This window comes from Bradyrhizobium genomosp. I (2014) (assembly GCF_000261685.1).
In the GTDB taxonomy this organism is placed as follows: domain Bacteria; phylum Pseudomonadota; class Alphaproteobacteria; order Rhizobiales; family Xanthobacteraceae; genus Bradyrhizobium.
Genome location: NZ_AJQE01000382.1, coordinates 1 through 14,340, shown reverse-complemented (window position 1 = coordinate 14,340; position 14,340 = coordinate 1). Strand labels below are relative to the sequence as shown.

General features: G+C 61.1%; 11 protein-coding genes and 4 pseudogenes. 11 read left to right on the top strand and 4 right to left on the bottom strand.

The genetic code is table 11. The features are described from left to right. The 8 genes and pseudogenes from IC50_RS43440 to IC50_RS33615 all read left to right on the top strand — a co-directional run. A pseudogene (locus IC50_RS43440) lies at positions 1 to 143 on the top strand (ferredoxin); the annotation flags it as partial. Between the two features lie 4 nt (positions 144 to 147). Continuing rightward, positions 148 to 993, top strand: coding sequence for an SDR family oxidoreductase (locus tag IC50_RS33650; protein ID WP_011084940.1), 846 nt, complete (start codon positions 148 to 150; stop codon positions 991 to 993). Continuing rightward, the gene (locus IC50_RS33645; RefSeq protein WP_018647447.1) at positions 993 to 2,336 is read left to right on the top strand and encodes a cytochrome P450; all 1,344 of its coding nucleotides are present in this window, start codon (positions 993 to 995) and stop codon (positions 2,334 to 2,336) included. The genes IC50_RS33650 and IC50_RS33645 overlap by 1 nt, the downstream gene beginning before the upstream one ends. 154 nt (positions 2,337 to 2,490) lie before the next feature. Next, positions 2,491 to 3,489, top strand: coding sequence for a polyprenyl synthetase family protein (locus tag IC50_RS33640; protein WP_026312706.1), 999 nt, complete (start codon positions 2,491 to 2,493; stop codon positions 3,487 to 3,489). Positions 3,490 to 3,631: 142 nt separating this feature from the next. Continuing rightward, positions 3,632 to 5,182 (top strand): hypothetical protein, encoded by a 1,551-nt coding sequence (locus IC50_RS33635; RefSeq protein ID WP_026312707.1) that lies wholly within the window; start codon positions 3,632 to 3,634, stop codon positions 5,180 to 5,182. After that, positions 5,179 to 6,081 (top strand): terpene synthase family protein, encoded by a 903-nt coding sequence (locus tag IC50_RS33630; protein WP_011084944.1) that lies wholly within the window; start codon positions 5,179 to 5,181, stop codon positions 6,079 to 6,081. Before IC50_RS33635 ends, IC50_RS33630 begins: the two co-directional genes overlap by 4 nt. 103 nt (positions 6,082 to 6,184) lie before the next feature. Further along, positions 6,185 to 6,471 (top strand): annotated as a pseudogene (locus tag IC50_RS39570) (DDE-type integrase/transposase/recombinase); the annotation flags it as partial. A gap of 751 nt (positions 6,472 to 7,222) precedes the next feature. Beyond that, positions 7,223 to 7,759 carry a helix-turn-helix domain-containing protein gene (locus IC50_RS33615; RefSeq protein WP_018647449.1) on the top strand — a complete coding sequence of 179 codons (537 nt, stop codon included), beginning with the start codon at positions 7,223 to 7,225 and terminating at the stop codon, positions 7,757 to 7,759. A gap of 662 nt (positions 7,760 to 8,421) precedes the next feature. Here the strand turns inward: IC50_RS33615 and IC50_RS33605 are convergent. Both IC50_RS33605 and IC50_RS41695 read right to left on the bottom strand, forming a co-directional pair. Next, positions 8,422 to 9,027, bottom strand: coding sequence for a hypothetical protein (locus IC50_RS33605; protein WP_131234258.1), 606 nt, complete (start codon positions 9,025 to 9,027; stop codon positions 8,422 to 8,424). A gap of 566 nt (positions 9,028 to 9,593) precedes the next feature. Beyond that, positions 9,594 to 10,175: a hypothetical protein gene (locus IC50_RS41695; RefSeq protein ID WP_131234259.1), complete on the bottom strand. Its 582-nt coding sequence runs from the start codon at positions 10,173 to 10,175 to the stop codon at positions 9,594 to 9,596. A 168-nt stretch (positions 10,176 to 10,343) separates the two neighbouring features. Between IC50_RS41695 and IC50_RS33590 the strand changes: the two genes are divergently transcribed. Continuing rightward, the gene (locus IC50_RS33590) at positions 10,344 to 10,886 is read left to right on the top strand and encodes a hypothetical protein (protein ID WP_018647455.1); all 543 of its coding nucleotides are present in this window, start codon (positions 10,344 to 10,346) and stop codon (positions 10,884 to 10,886) included. 22 nt (positions 10,887 to 10,908) lie between these two features. Here the strand turns inward: IC50_RS33590 and IC50_RS39565 are convergent, their stop codons facing one another. Both IC50_RS39565 and IC50_RS43435 read right to left on the bottom strand, forming a co-directional pair. Further along, the gene (locus IC50_RS39565; RefSeq protein ID WP_224516920.1) at positions 10,909 to 11,949 is read right to left on the bottom strand and encodes an IS4 family transposase; all 1,041 of its coding nucleotides are present in this window, start codon (positions 11,947 to 11,949) and stop codon (positions 10,909 to 10,911) included. Between the two features lie 221 nt (positions 11,950 to 12,170). Further along, positions 12,171 to 12,344 (bottom strand): annotated as a pseudogene (locus tag IC50_RS43435) (IS4/Tn5 family transposase DNA-binding protein); the annotation flags it as partial. Between the two features lie 132 nt (positions 12,345 to 12,476). Between IC50_RS43435 and IC50_RS33580 the strand changes: the two are divergent. Continuing rightward, a pseudogene (locus tag IC50_RS33580) lies at positions 12,477 to 12,811 on the top strand (transposase); the annotation flags it as partial. Between the two features lie 287 nt (positions 12,812 to 13,098). Continuing rightward, positions 13,099 to 14,253 carry an acyltransferase family protein gene (locus tag IC50_RS33575; protein WP_231088510.1) on the top strand — a complete coding sequence of 385 codons (1,155 nt, stop codon included), beginning with the start codon at positions 13,099 to 13,101 and terminating at the stop codon, positions 14,251 to 14,253. Positions 14,254 to 14,340 lie beyond the last annotated feature (87 nt).

Sequence of the window (14,340 nt, the reverse complement as noted above, 5' to 3'; positions counted from 1 at the left end):
TCGCGGCCAGCCAGTGCCCGGTCGCCGCCATTCGGGTCATCGAAAGCGACGCTGGCGATGGCGAGCGCGCCAGCGCCGACCCTGCGCCTTCTCCAGCGGAGGCCGAGCGGCATGCCGCGAAAGACCAGCACAATCTAGGATGACACGATGGGACGGTTTGAAGGCAAAGTGGCCGTGGTGACCGGCGCCGGCGCCGGCATCGGCAAGGCATGCGCCCTCGCCATCGCGCGCGAGGGCGGCAGAGTGGTGGTGGCCGACATTGATGGCTCGGCGGCTATCGCCTGCACCGCGCAGATCGCGGCCGAAGCGGGCCACGCGCTCGCCCTGGCGATCGACATCGCCGATGCGCAGGCGGTGGCAGCGCTGTTCGAGACGGCGGAGCGGCACTTCGGCGGGGTCGACCTGCTGGTGAACAACGCGAGCGCGATGCATCTGACCCCGCGCGACCGCGCGATCCTCGAGCTGGAGCTAGCGGTCTGGGATCAGACCATGGCGACCAATCTGCGTGGCACGCTGCTCTGCTGCCGGCAGGCCATCCCCCGGATGATCGCCCGCGGCGGTGGCGCGATCGTCAACATGTCGTCGTGCCAGGGGCTCAGTGGTGACACCGCACTGACATCCTACGCCGCGTCGAAGGCGGCGATGAACATGCTGTCGTCCTCACTTGCCACCCAGTACGGTCATGCGCAGATCCGCTGCAATGCGGTTGCGCCGGGTCTCATCATGACCGAGCGACTCCTCGCCAAGCTGGACGCGTGCATGCAAACCCATCTGCGCCGTCACCAGCTCCTGCCGCGCGTCGGCCGCCCCGAGGACGTGGCCGCGCTGGTGGCGTTCCTGCTCTCCGACGATGCTGCGTTCATCACTGGCCAGGTCGTGTGCATCGACGGCGGCATGCTGGCGCATGTGCCGACATACGCCGACGGTGGCAACAGCCGCGCCGCGCGGCCTGCCGGCGAGACCGCAGAAGCGGACGCGGCGCCGCGCTGCTGATGGACATGCTGCTCAACCCGCTGAACCGTCGGCATCGGCTGCGGCACGACATCCCGGTCGTGCCCGGCGCTTTTCCCTTGGTCGGGCATCTTCCCGCCGTCGTCTGCGACCTGCCGCGCCTGCTGCGGCGTGCGGAACGGACGCTGGGCAGCCACTTCTGGCTAGATTTCGGCCCTGCCGGACACCTGATGACCAGTCTGGATCCGGATGCTCTCGCACTGCTCCGGCACAAGGACGTGTCCTCGGCGCTGATCGAAGACATCGCGCCCGAATTGTTTGGCGGAACGTTGGTCGCCCAGGACGGCATCGCGCACCGGCAGGCGCGCGATGCGATCCAGGCGGCGCTTCTGCCCAAGGGGCTGACCCTGGCCGGCATCGGCGAGCTGTTCGCGCCCGTCATCCGGGCGCGCGTGCAGAGGTGGCGGGAACGGGGCGACGTCACCATCCTGCGCGAAACCGGCGATCTAATGCTCAAGCTCATCTTCAGTCTCATGGGAATCCCCGCGCAGGACCTGCCGGGATGGCATCGCAAGTACCGGCAACTGCTGCAGTTGATCGTCGCGCCCCCGGTCGACCTGCCCGGACTGCCCTTGCGGCGGGGCCGCGCCGCCCGCGACTGGATCGATGCGCGGTTGCGCGAGTTCGTCCGCGCCGCGCGCGAACATGCCTCGCGCACCGGGTTGATCAACGACATGGTGAGCGCCTTCGATCGCAGCGACGATGCGCTTTCCGATGACGTCCTGGTCGCCAATATTCGCTTGCTGCTGCTTGGTGGTCACGACACCACCGCCTCGACGATGGCCTGGATGGTGATCGAGCTAGCGCGGCAGCCTGGGCTGTGGGACGCCCTGGTCGAGGAGGCGCAACGCGTAGGCGCGGTGCCGACTCGGCACGCGGACCTGGCGCAGTGTCCGGTCGCCGAGGCGCTGTTCCGCGAGACGCTGCGCGTGCATCCGGCGACGCCGCTCCTAGTGCGTCGCGCACTGCGTGAATTGCGACTCGGCCAACAGCGCATTCCTACGGGCACCGATCTGTGCATCCCGCTGCTGCATTTCTCGACCTCGGCGCTGCTGCACGAGGCGCCTGATCAGTTTCGGCTGGCGCGGTGGCTTCAACGCACCGAGCCGATCCGGCCGGTGGACATGCTGCAGTTCGGTACCGGCCCACACTTCTGCATGGGCTACCACCTGGTATGGCTGGAACTGGTGCAGTTCTGTATCGCCTTGGCGCTGACCATGCACGAGGCCGGGGTGCGGCCGCGGTTGCTGAGCGGCGTCGAAAAAGGCCGGCGCTATTACCCGACCGCACATCCGTCCATGACTATCCGCATCGGATTCTCATGAGCTGGCATCGCATGCCCCGTGTGGTGAGGCAGCGGCGCCGGCGACGCGCGGCATTGCTGCACTCGGCGCGCGCGCTCGGTGCGAGGCCGGCAACACCGCGGCGGCTCGCCGCTCGCCGTGGCCGTCTCCTGGCAGGTACAAGGACATGAACAACATGCAGACTGGTTCCACGCCACACGACGACCGAGCTGGCGTTTCCGCGAACGGCATATTGGGCGCGCAGGCGCGCGGCGCATCCGGCAGGCTGCTGCCCGAGATCTGGATGCAGGACGGCGCAAAGCGGGTCGAAGAGGCGCTGGCGCGTCTTCTCTGCGCCGAAGACGACGGTGAGACCGAGCTGATGGCGGCGATGCGCTACGCCACCTTGCATGGCGGCAAGCGCACCCGCGCCTTGCTCTGTTTGGCTGCCGGCGCACTGGCCGACACGCCGGCGCACATGCTCGATGACGTCGGTGCCGCCATCGAGATGATGCACGCCTGTACGTTGGTCCACGACGATCTGCCCGCGATGGACGACGACGTGCTTCGCCGCGGCCTTCCGACCGTGCACGTCAAGTTCGGCGAAGCCACCGCGATCCTGGTCGGCGATGCGCTGCAGGCGCACGCCTTCCTGACCCTGGCGAGCCTGAATGCGCCGGGCGACACCCCTATCGCGCTCGTGCGCGAACTGGCGCAGGCGGTGTCCGCCGAGGGGGCCGCAGGCGGGCAGGCCATAGATCTGTCGCTGGTTGGAAAGCACGTCGAGCTGGACAGGATCGTGGCGATGCACCGGATGAAGAGCGGAGCGCTAGTGCGCGCGTCCGTTCGCATGGGCGCGCTATGCGCTGTCGGCGTGAATGCCGCGCACGCTGCACTTTACTGTGCGCTGGATCACTACAGCGCCTGTTTCGGCCTGGCGTTACAGGTGATCGACGACATTCTCGACGTGACAGCGGATACCGCGGCGCTGGGCAAGACCCCCGGCAAGGACGCGGCGGCGCAGAAGCCGACCTGCGCGTCGATCATGGGACTGCAGGAAGCACGCCAGTTCGCGCTGGATCTGTTGCGCGATGCCGGCGAGGCCATCGCGCCGCTGGGGCCGCGTGCGGAACGGTTGGCGCAACTCATACAGTGGGCCAACGCGTATCTGTTCAAACACGCGCCACGCGCATGAGCGCGCCCGTCCGCATCGAGTCGCCCCTGTGCCGCTGCGATCGGCCGGCGGCAGAGTGCATCCTGCACTGTGTCCGAGTCCGCGGCGCCGATCGCAGCGGTTGCCCGCCGCGGCGCACGTTTCTGCAAACGGAACATCCCGCGTGAACGCGCTGTCCGAACATATCCTTTCCGAATTGCGCCGCCTGCTGAGCGAAATGAGCGATGGCGGCAGCGTCGGTCCGTCCGTCTACGACACGGCGCAGGCGCTGCGCTTCCACGGCAACGTCACCGGTCGGCAGGACGCATACGCGTGGCTCATCGCGCAGCAACAGGCCGACGGCGGATGGGGAAGCGCGGACTTCCCGCTGTTCCGCCATGCGCCCACGTGGGCGGCGTTACTGGCATTGCAGCGTGCCGATCCTCTTCCCGGAGCTGCGGACGCAGTCCAGACTGCAACGAGGTTCCTCCAGCGCCAGCCCGATCCCTACGCACATGCGGTGCCAGAAGACGCGCCGATCGGCGCGGAGCTGATCCTGCCGCAGTTTTGCGGTGAGGCCGCATCCTTGCTGGGTGGCGTAGCGTTTCCGCGCCATCCTGCGCTGTTGCCATTGCGGCAAGCGTGCCTGGTCAAGCTGGGGGCGGTGGCGATGTTGCCGAGCGGCCATCCGTTGCTACACTCCTGGGAAGCCTGGGGGACGTCGCCGACCACCGCATGCCCGGATGACGACGGCAGCATCGGCATCAGTCCGGCGGCCACCGCCGCGTGGCGTGCCCAGGCCGTGACACGGGGGAGCACGCCGCAGGTCGGGCGCGCCGATGCGTATCTGCAGATGGCATCGCGGGCGACGCGCAGCGGCATCGAAGGTGTCTTTCCCAACGTCTGGCCGATCAATGTGTTCGAGCCATGCTGGTCGCTGTACACCCTGCATCTGGCCGGGCTTTTCGCGCATCCCGCGCTCGCGGAGGCGGTTCGCGTGATCGTCGCGCAGCTCGACGCCCGTCTGGGCGTGCACGGTCTGGGCCCGGCCTTGCACTTCGCGGCTGATGCGGACGACACCGCCGTTGCGTTGTGCGTCCTGCACCTTGCAGGCCGTGACCCGGCGGTTGATGCGTTGCGCCATTTCGAAATCGGCGAGCTGTTCGTCACCTTCCCCGGCGAACGCAATGCCTCGGTGTCGACCAACATTCATGCCCTGCATGCGTTGCGACTGTTGGGAAAGCCCGCCGCGGGCGCCAGCGCGTACGTCGAGGCCAATCGCAACCCGCACGGTCTATGGGACAACGAAAAATGGCACGTTTCGTGGCTGTATCCCACCGCGCATGCGGTCGCTGCGCTGGCGCAAGGCAAGCCCCAGTGGCGAGATGAGCGCGCGCTGGCGGCGCTGCTGCAGGCGCAGCGCGACGACGGTGGCTGGGGCGCGGGTCGCGGGTCCACGTTCGAGGAAACCGCCTATGCGCTGTTTGCGTTGCACGTGATGGATGGGAGCGAAGAGGCGACAGGGCGCCGGCGCATCGCGCAGGTGGTGGCGCGTGCGCTGGAGTGGATGCTCGCCCGCCATGCGGCGCATGGATTGCCGCAGACGCCGCTGTGGATCGGCAAGGAACTGTATTGCCCCACTCGGGTCGTGCGCGTGGCCGAACTCGCCGGGTTGTGGCTGGCGCTTCGTTGGGGGCGGCGCGTCCTGGCCGAGGGGGCAGGAGCGGCGCCATGATCCAGACTGAACGCGCGGTGCAGCAGGTGCTGGAGTGGGGACGTTCCCTGACCGGATTCGCCGACGAGCATGCCGTGGAAGCGGTCAGGGGCGGCCAGTACATCCTGCAGCGCATCCACCCGAGCCTGCGCGGCACCAGCGCCCGCACCGGTCGCGATCCGCAGGACGAAACGCTGATAGTGACGTTCTATCGCGAACTGGCGCTGCTGTTCTGGCTCGACGATTGCAACGACCTTGGCCTGATCTCGCCGGAACAGCTCGCCGCGGTGGAGCAAGCGCTGGGGCAGGGCGTGCCGTGCGCGCTCCCCGGATTCGAGGGTTGCGCTGTGCTGCGCGCTTCGCTGGCCACGCTCGCCTACGATCGTCGCGATTATGCTCAGCTTCTCGACGATACCCGGTGCTACTCCGCGGCGCTGCGCGCCGGACACGCGCAGGCGGTAGCGGCGGAACGCTGGTCCTACGCTGAGTACCTGCACAACGGCATCGATTCGATCGCCTACGCGAACGTGTTCTGTTGCCTGTCCTTGCTGTGGGGGCTGGATATGGCGACCTTGCGCGCGCGTCCGGCGTTTCGCCAGGTCCTGCGGCTCATCTCCGCGATAGGGCGTCTGCAGAACGATCTGCATGGATGCGACAAGGACAGGTCGGCCGGCGAGGCCGACAACGCGGTGATCTTGCTGCTGCAGCGCTATCCAGCTATGCCTGTGGTGGAGTTCCTCAACGACGAGCTGGCCGGCCATACGCGCATGCTGCACCGGGTGATGGCGGAAGAACGCTTTCCCGCGCCGTGGGGACCATTGATCGAGGCCATGGCGGCCATCCGCGTGCAGTACTACCGGACCTCGACCAGCCGCTACCGCAGCGACGCTGTGAGGGGAGGCCAGCGCGCGCCGGCCTGAACGCGCAGGAGGCGGCGGCGTGCGCGCGCTGCCGTCGGCCCGATCCGACGCAACGCCGCCGCCCGATGGAGCGAGCATGAGCGACACCGCCCTGAGACTGCACGTCCACGACCAGTTCGCCAACGGCCGGCGCTTCCGCATTCTCAACATCGTCGACGACGTCACTAAGGAATACCTGGGCGCCATTCCGGAGACGTCAATCCGGGGCGGCGGGTGGCCCGCGAACTGAAGGAAATCGTTGAGCGACGCGGCAAGCCAGGAATGATCGCGTCCGACCATGGCACCGAGTTCACCTGCAACGCCATGCTGGCCTGGAGCAAGGACACGGTCATCGACTGGCACTTCATCGCGCCGGGAAAGCCGATGCAGAACGGCTTCATCGAGAGATTCATGTATAGACGGCCGCGCGGATGCAAGGGATTTCAGCAGCAATTTGGATATCGGTCGGGTGCGTTCATGTATACGGCCTATCATTGCGACCGATAGCATGGCCGCTCGCCCTGATGGAGATCGCGGATCGAGGCCTCATCAACGGGTCGCGCTTGTTGCGCTTAAAACTCTTCTGTCAATCGGCCCTTTAATTGCGGATTATTGTCAACTCTCTTTTTTTGAAGCCATTCGGCAAGACGGTAGCGCTCGACCTCCCCGTCGGCCCGATTCGGCGCGCGCCAATTGTGCACACAATCGGCGAGAAATGGGGGAGCGTGCTACGACCTGTTCACAGCCCTTTCTGTCGCGGGCCATGTCGCGCCGAGCAGCCGGGAGTTGTTGGCAATCGCTGGAATTATCGGGTAATTTTGCGCAACAGGCGCAACACGATGTCGACGAACAAATGCGGACTAAGTTATTGAAATAATTGGTGATCCCAGCAGAACAAGCACATCAGCCGGTATCAATGGCTTAGATTGGCAAACCGCCCGTTCGGGCAAGATTGATCCGCAAGCGCTTTTTCGCGCACTGGCAATCAAAAGCCGCCGGATGGTGGGCCAAAAATGCGAAGGGCCGCCTCGGCTAAGGCAGCCCCAGATCGCAATCAAAAGTCCAGTAGCCTCGAATTTAGCACCCAGTCTCCCGAGCCGCAATCCGGAACCGCCATGCAAGCTGCCTTCGCCGCTGCCCTGGCGCGGAAGATGGTGCGGCCGTGAGTGCAATTCTCGACAAGGACCGGACCCGGCGAAAGCTCCATCTGTTAACGCGCGCAAATGGCGATCTACGCATTACCGATCAAGACTTCCGGGTGCTTTGGTATATCGCCGATGCGATCGATCACGAGACCGATCTAGCCCGCCGCAAGCAGGCCACCATCGCTAAAGATCTTGGGAAGAAGGGCGTCCGCGGCGTGCAGTTGAGCCTCGGACGGTTAGCCGAGTTCGGCTACCTCAAGTTCGAGGTCAAGGAAGGCGGGACCTACGTCAATGCCTATCGCCTTCTTCTCGAAGAGGCGAATGTGGGTTCGCCTTCTTCTGACCAGAAGGCGAACAATGGTGAGCCGTTGGATGACCAGAAGGCGAACGTCGGTGCGCTTTCTGCCGGTGCAGTCCCCAAAAAGGCGAACGAGCGTGACGAAAAAGGCGAACCGTCATTCGTACATGATCCCTTATCTGTCCCTGAAGTAGCTGCAGCCGCGCGCGATGACTACGAATTCTATGCGGCGGGGGCGATGCATTGCACTAACTAACCCCCATGCGGCTCGTAGTACGCCCGCATCGCCTTCAGATGCTCTGCCTGCTGGCGGGAGTAGTGCCGGATCGAACGAAGCTCACCGACCATCTGACCGAATGCGAACAGGATGACAGCTGGGATCGAGAAGCACACCGCAGCCAGGAATACTCCCAAGTGGAATAGTAGGTCTGAACCTATGGTCGGTGGTGCTGGAGTGCGAAGCGCGCCAACAAAGACGAGCCACACGACAAACAAATAGACCCCCGAAACAACCTTCAAAAATGTAGCCACCGGTGCCCCCCTTGGCGGCGATCATTCAATCGCAACCAAAGCGCGAGCGCAAGCCGTAGCGCACTAGATCTCGCTTTCCGCAGCAACGGACTTGCGATATGACGGGCGATGCCGCGGAACACAAACCGTACCCTGCCGAATTCGGCAGATCTCTGTTGGTTGCCAAAGACGAGCTATTTGCTGGTCGCCGGATAGTCGTTGCCCTGTCAGCAGGGCCTCGCCTCAGTGGCCGGAAAGGGGTCATCCTTGGACCGGGAGCGACTGCCACCCAAGTCAAGGTGCTCCTAGACGGTGCCAAGGGCTATGTGACCCTGCATGTACCTCGATCTTCTGGAGGATCGTCCCAGGTAGCGCACCGAGGCCGTCGGCTGCCCGCGTTCTGCGCGATTAAGCTGTCTGATGGGCTTTCATGTACGGTCCGAAAAGGCGTGGAGCTTCTTCGTAGAACTTGGTTATCGCCATGAACTCGTCTCCGCGCTTTTTGACCCATGTCGGACGCTCCGGATCGATGAGATTTTGCATCATCGAGTTGGCGAGGTTTAGGTTGATTAGATGCAGACGGATCTTTTCCAGGTATTTCTGAACGTCCTCGCCGAAGAAATAGGGCACGCGATCGATCGCTCGTCCGTACCGAAAGAATAGCTCGTCAGGAGCGGTGCCGCTACGGCATGCCTCACCGACTATCCCTCTAATCTCCTCGAAAATGGCGAGCCGCTTATCAAAGAGATCAAGCACTATCTTTTCGTTCGATGTTTTCCAATTTCGTTCTGCGATATCCGCTTGAACCTTGGCGACCGCGATTTGGCTCTGACCAAGCCGGTAGGCAATCCAGCCAGCAGTAATTGCAGCGAAGACCGTTGCGGCCGGGCCGGCGAAGTCTTTGAAGCGTGCAGGATCGCCCACCAGTAGGCCTACTATCAACCAGAAGGCAGTAGCCACTAGTGCCCCGAGCGCGACTTCAGAGACGCCTTTATGCTTCATCGTCGTGCTCAAGATAGCCCTCGATAAGGCGATCCAGGTCAATCTTTCTAATCGACGCCGCGATCAATCGGTCCACCTTCATATCTATTGGGGCTTTCCACAGAACTCAATCAGATAATTGATTAGAGCTCCCCCAACTCCTGCGGTCTGAAGGTTAGGACGGGTCGAAGCAAATGCGCGAACATTGTCTGCGAGCTGGACGTTTGTCATTTTGCTCTTCGAAATGCAATTGATAATGCGTGCCTGCCTTGGCATCTTGCTCGTCAGAGGCAACGCTAATCAGCGCGTCGTAGAAACCGGCCATGTAGGCAGCGCGGATCTGCGCAGGTAACGACTCCCATCGGAAGTAAGTGAAGTAAACGGCATTCGCAGGCGCGGTGATCACAAGCGGAGCCGCTACCAATATGATTCTAATCAAATCTGCCTCGTGATGCCGTGGATTAACAACTGATCGCCGTTGCGTCGCCCCGACTCGGGCGAAGATCATCCGCCCAGCAGACGTGCGCCTCAGTTTTCGCGGGGGTGGATCGGATAGTTGGGTCAAGCTCCGGTGCAGCACTCGTTCACAAACTCTGAGGCTAGCCCACCGTTACGGCATCCGCAGCAAGCAGGTCATCGATCAGCTCGGCAAAGCCCTCTCGTACAAGAAAGCGCCGGCTAAATGCCAGGCGCTGATGGTAGGGAATTAGATATCGATCGAAGCGGTCAGATTGAAGTTGGCGTGCCTCGCGCGCCAGCTCGTCCGTTTCAGGTAGGCCTTGTTCCTTGATTGCGACCAGGAGGTCCTTAAGGTCGGCCGCAGATGTTTTTTCGACAAAGACGGCAAAGTTTTCGATCGAAGCCTTTGCGCCCTCTCGACGTAAAGCCAGCACCATTGTCTGAGCGAGGCGTGCACCTGACCAAGGAAATACAATGACGTCCTGACCGTATTGCAGAAAGCGGTGCCTATCGAGATGGTAGTCGCGGTAGGCTTTGCGCCCTTCCTTGATCATAGCTGCTGTTGCCTCATTCACATCGAGGCCTTTCGAGGAATGACCGTCGTAGATCGATTTCATACGCGCAGCAACCAAGCCGCTTGGCGCTTGGGCTGTACCGCCATAACGGGGCGCGCCAGCAGATGAGGCTTTGGTGACCGTCAACCTGCGGCCGGAATCGTTCACGTTCAGAACGCGCCAGCGCCCGCCAGATTCGACGCGACCATAAAGATTTCTGCACCAGGCTTTTCCAGCACCGAGAACTGGGCGATGGTTTGCAGAGGCGCAACGCTGATCATGCATGGACCAGAAAGCGAATTTGCGGCTAAGGCCGCGTCTTAACAGGGCGACGTCATGATCCCCACACCCTATAATTTTGAGCCAGCCCTCACGGATGCTGAGTACGCCAAGCTCGGCGTCCTGGCTTTGCGCTGGTCCCACATCGAGCACATCCTGGGAAATTGCCTGAAAGTCATTCTTCGCCTCACCGATGATGAAGCAGTAATAGTCGTTTTCACCCTGAGTGCAGACCAGCGGGCGGAAAAGATTCACCAGCTGTCGAAGCTTTCCGAATTACCGGCCCCAGCGCAGAAGGCTTTCGATGAACTAAGGCCAATACTAAAAGGCATCCACTACGTCAGAAATAACGTCGTTCACTCTATCGCTGGGGAGTATGAAGGCGACGACTTCGTCTTTCACCTTCGCTCGAAAAAGCGATCTCTGACCAAAGCCCAGGTATTCAGCACTGAAGAACTAACGAATTATGCCGCACACCTCGTCATCGCCTTCCGCTATGGCTTGGGTTTCAAGGATGGCGCCCCACCGACTGAGTATGCGTGTCCCACGCGCCCTGAGATGCCCGAGTTCCTTCGCTCGATTATCCATTTCAAGCCGTAGACCATTAGCAAGCTAACTCCTTTCAATTACCCATAGTTGTTGCCTCGATTGCGGCTCCAAGTTCGATGTCGTTCAGCCGCGAGAGTCCGCGCCAGATCACGGTACTTCCTGGAGGCGGATCGTTGGCTCGGGCCAAGTATCCTCCGAGCCGCGCGATCTTGACGACATAGTACGAGAGCGTGCTTCGTCGAGAGCAATTACCACCCCGGTCTTTCACCAAATGATCAAGAAGCTTGATTTCGGGATCCGTCAGCGCCGTTTGCGGTATGGCATTCGGCGAGGAGCGATTGAGCATCGTCATCCAGAACACGCGCCAACTCACAATGCAGAAGACCGCGATCAGATTGACCAGACGCTCAGCAGTTCGCAATTTTGAGTCCTCTGCTTTGCAGCCCGATTTGAGGATCTTATGGAAGACTTCGATCTTCCACCTCAACGCGTACCATTCGATCTTCTCGATGGCGTCCGTGCGCGATTGGACCGGGAGATCGGTGAGGAGCTTCCACTCGATTTTCTTTCGCCGCTTCGGCCTTCCCCGCTCTTGAGCATGGATCACGGTCAGAGTGAGTGCGGGATATTTCGTCTGTTTGCCGATCGGCGGCAGGACGCGTATCTTGCGATACCTGATCTCAAGAACGGCGTCGTCGGGATCGCCTTTGTCGTCCTTGACCTTGATCCGATGCAGACCCTTGATCGTAACCTCGTCCATTTCGTCGGCAATTGTATGATTGCCGTCCCCGGCAAGCCGATCAACACAGGTTCGCACCAGGAAATGCGTTCCAACCTCCTCGGCCAGGCAAAACAGCTCATAGATGTCGCTCTCGCGATCACCAATATGAACGCATCGTCCAGGGGCAGCAAGAAGGTCGGTCGATTGCCGTAAATTCTCGAGCCAGCGGATGCTCTCCTTCTGCTCGATCGGCACCCGTGTGTCGGATTGATCCTTCGCTTCAGCGCCGTCGTCCCCTTGAACTTCTTGCGGGTCCAGAACTTGATTGCCGACAGTCCTAGCGGAAGCCCCTCGGTCGTCACGGCGAGACTCGAATGCATCAGGATGCCGCACTGCGTGCGTCCTGCCGTCTTGCCCGTAAAGCCGATCAGATCCGGCTTCTCGCGCTTGAGGCTGAATTCCGTCGTGTCATGGAGGACGAGGATCGGTCCCTCCCTCGCCGCTACGCGCTCGCGCGTCGCCTCGAAATGACCGCCAAGAATATCCGCCTCGTCGACCCGCTCGTTGGAGAAGAATCGATAGGCGGCCTTCGTGTTGGCCCAATCCTGACAAACCAACGGGATGCTTTGACCCATGTCGCTCCCGATTTGTGCGAGCAATTTGCAGAACCGGCGACCAAGCCGCTCATCCTTAAACTCGCATCCCGCAACTTCCCGATCAACCCACGTCTCGATACCGGTCGTCAATCGCTGAGCACGCGCCACCGCGCGTTCCTTCACCAAGCCCATCGAGCACCCCGCACTTCCGAATCAGGTGCTCAACAACGAATCACAACAGATTCTACTGATTCAAGATTTCGGCCGCGGCGCCCCGCTCAAATCCGACGTCAAGTGTGGGTAATTGAAAGATCTCTTTGCCGCTTACAATGCGCGCGCGGCCGAGCCGAGAATCTGATCAAGCTGCATATGACGCAGCTCGCCTCCGACCGCACCAGCTGCCGTTCGGCGCTCGCCAACCAGGTCCGTCTCGCGCTCCATACGGCCGCTTATTGGCTGATGCTGACCGTGCGCGAGGCGATTCCCAAAGTCCGGGAATTGGCCGCTGCCGAGTTCGCGACGCTGCGTCTTCGTCTCTTGAAAATCGCTGCCCGTGTGGTCGAGACCACGAGCCGCATTCGCCTTGCGTTTGCCGCGGCATGTCCCGAGCCGACCTGATCCGCCGTTTGCCAGGCGCGCTGCTGCCGCTCGGTCCTTGACCGGCGGGGCGTCCGCCCCCCGTTCACCCACCCCATCCCTCAAGCGCGTTGCAAAGTACGGGTCGTCAGGCGGTGAAAAGCCGAAGGCAATCCTGTGCGCCTCGCCAGACAAGATGTGCGGCCGCATCAATCGGGCCCAAAAGCCGCCCTCTGACGAATAGGCCGGGCTAGCAGTTGACGGTGCTCAGACCGTGTAGCGGCACACGGTATATGCATGTATATGCATGTATATGCATGTATATGTAAAGAAATGCGACAGATGCGTTAATAGAATTGCAGAATCCTACATGTCGAACGCGATGCTCAAATCCAGCTGCGCCTCCCCGAATTTACCGCCCCCCAACGCCTTTCCCGAAGACCCCGGGTCGCTGGCTGCCAAAGAGGTCGCGCGACTGAGCATTCTTGACGGCATGCGGGGAATTGCTGCCATCTGTGTCGCCGTTTTACATTTTTATGAACCCTTTCAGTTCGGTCCTCAGAACCGGATTCCTCACGGTTATCTCGCTGTAGATTTTTTCTTTTGCTTGTCAGGGTATGTAATGGCATTTGCCTACGACCCTTCTCGCGTAGAATTGTCACCCACAGAACTTATTAAAAGGCGTCTGATACGACTGCATCCGCTCGTCGTAATTGGCTCCTTGTTGGGCTTCGTTGTGGTTGTAATCGGACGATTCTATGCGCCTATGGCTGCCGCGTTATTCAATTTTAGTGTCACGGAGTTTTTTATTCTCCTCACCTGCAGCGTACTTCTGTTGCCGCACTTATTTGTCCACGATCCCAGCTTTCCTATTTTTCCTTTTGTCGCTCCCGCCTGGTCATTGCTTTGCGAGTATGTGGCGAGCCTAACGTTTGCTCTTTGTCTGCGCCAACTATCGCTTCGATGGTTGCTAGCGATGCTCGCCTTCGCCGCGGTTGCAACGGCATACACGTGCTACGATTTCGGAAGCCTAAACGGCGGTTTCGACCGCAGAACCTTCTGGATTGGCTTTGTACGGGTAGGTTTTTCATTTATCGCGGGCGTTGTTGCTTGCCGTATTGGCAGGCAACCGCTGTTGCCAGGGGCAGCATATTACCTTCCGCTTATCATGCTTGCGACCTTTTTTTGGCCCTTCCTTTGGAAGCCCTACGATTTCCTGATCGTCACAATCGTATATCCGCTCCTTGTTTGGCTGGGCGCTAATGCAATCGGGAGTCCGTCGATCAACCGTTTTAGCGAGTTTATCGGAGATCTTTCATATCCGCTTTATATGACCCACTACGTTCCACTCATGCTATTGTTCGGCGGAACTTCGGCAGGTTGGGTTGCGCAGATCCATGCAGCGCTAGCGGTACCAAGCATGACTCTAGTTGCAATCGCTTTTAGCTTTCTTGTTAAGCGATATATCGACGAACCGATCCGTGCCACTTTGCGTCGCAGATCATTTGAGCACCTCAAAGGCTAATGCAGGCACTGCCGCAGGTATGCACGGATGTGCTTATCCTGTTCTGCTCTCAGAAGCGCTTGAACTGGTCCCGGTTGTCTGAACAAA

Excerpts from the sequence above, each read along its gene's own strand:
- IC50_RS33650 (WP_011084940.1), top strand. The coding sequence starts at position 148 with ATGGGACGGTTTGAAGGCAAAGTGGCCGTGGTGACCGGCGCCGGCGCC.
- IC50_RS33645 (WP_018647447.1), top strand. The coding sequence starts at position 993 with ATGGACATGCTGCTCAACCCGCTGAACCGTCGGCATCGGCTGCGGCAC.
- IC50_RS33640 (WP_026312706.1), top strand. The coding sequence starts at position 2,491 with ATGCAGACTGGTTCCACGCCACACGACGACCGAGCTGGCGTTTCCGCG.
- IC50_RS33630 (WP_011084944.1), top strand. The coding sequence starts at position 5,179 with ATGATCCAGACTGAACGCGCGGTGCAGCAGGTGCTGGAGTGGGGACGT.
- IC50_RS33590 (WP_018647455.1), top strand. The coding sequence starts at position 10,344 with ATGATCCCCACACCCTATAATTTTGAGCCAGCCCTCACGGATGCTGAG.
- IC50_RS33575 (WP_231088510.1), top strand. The coding sequence starts at position 13,099 with ATGTCGAACGCGATGCTCAAATCCAGCTGCGCCTCCCCGAATTTACCG.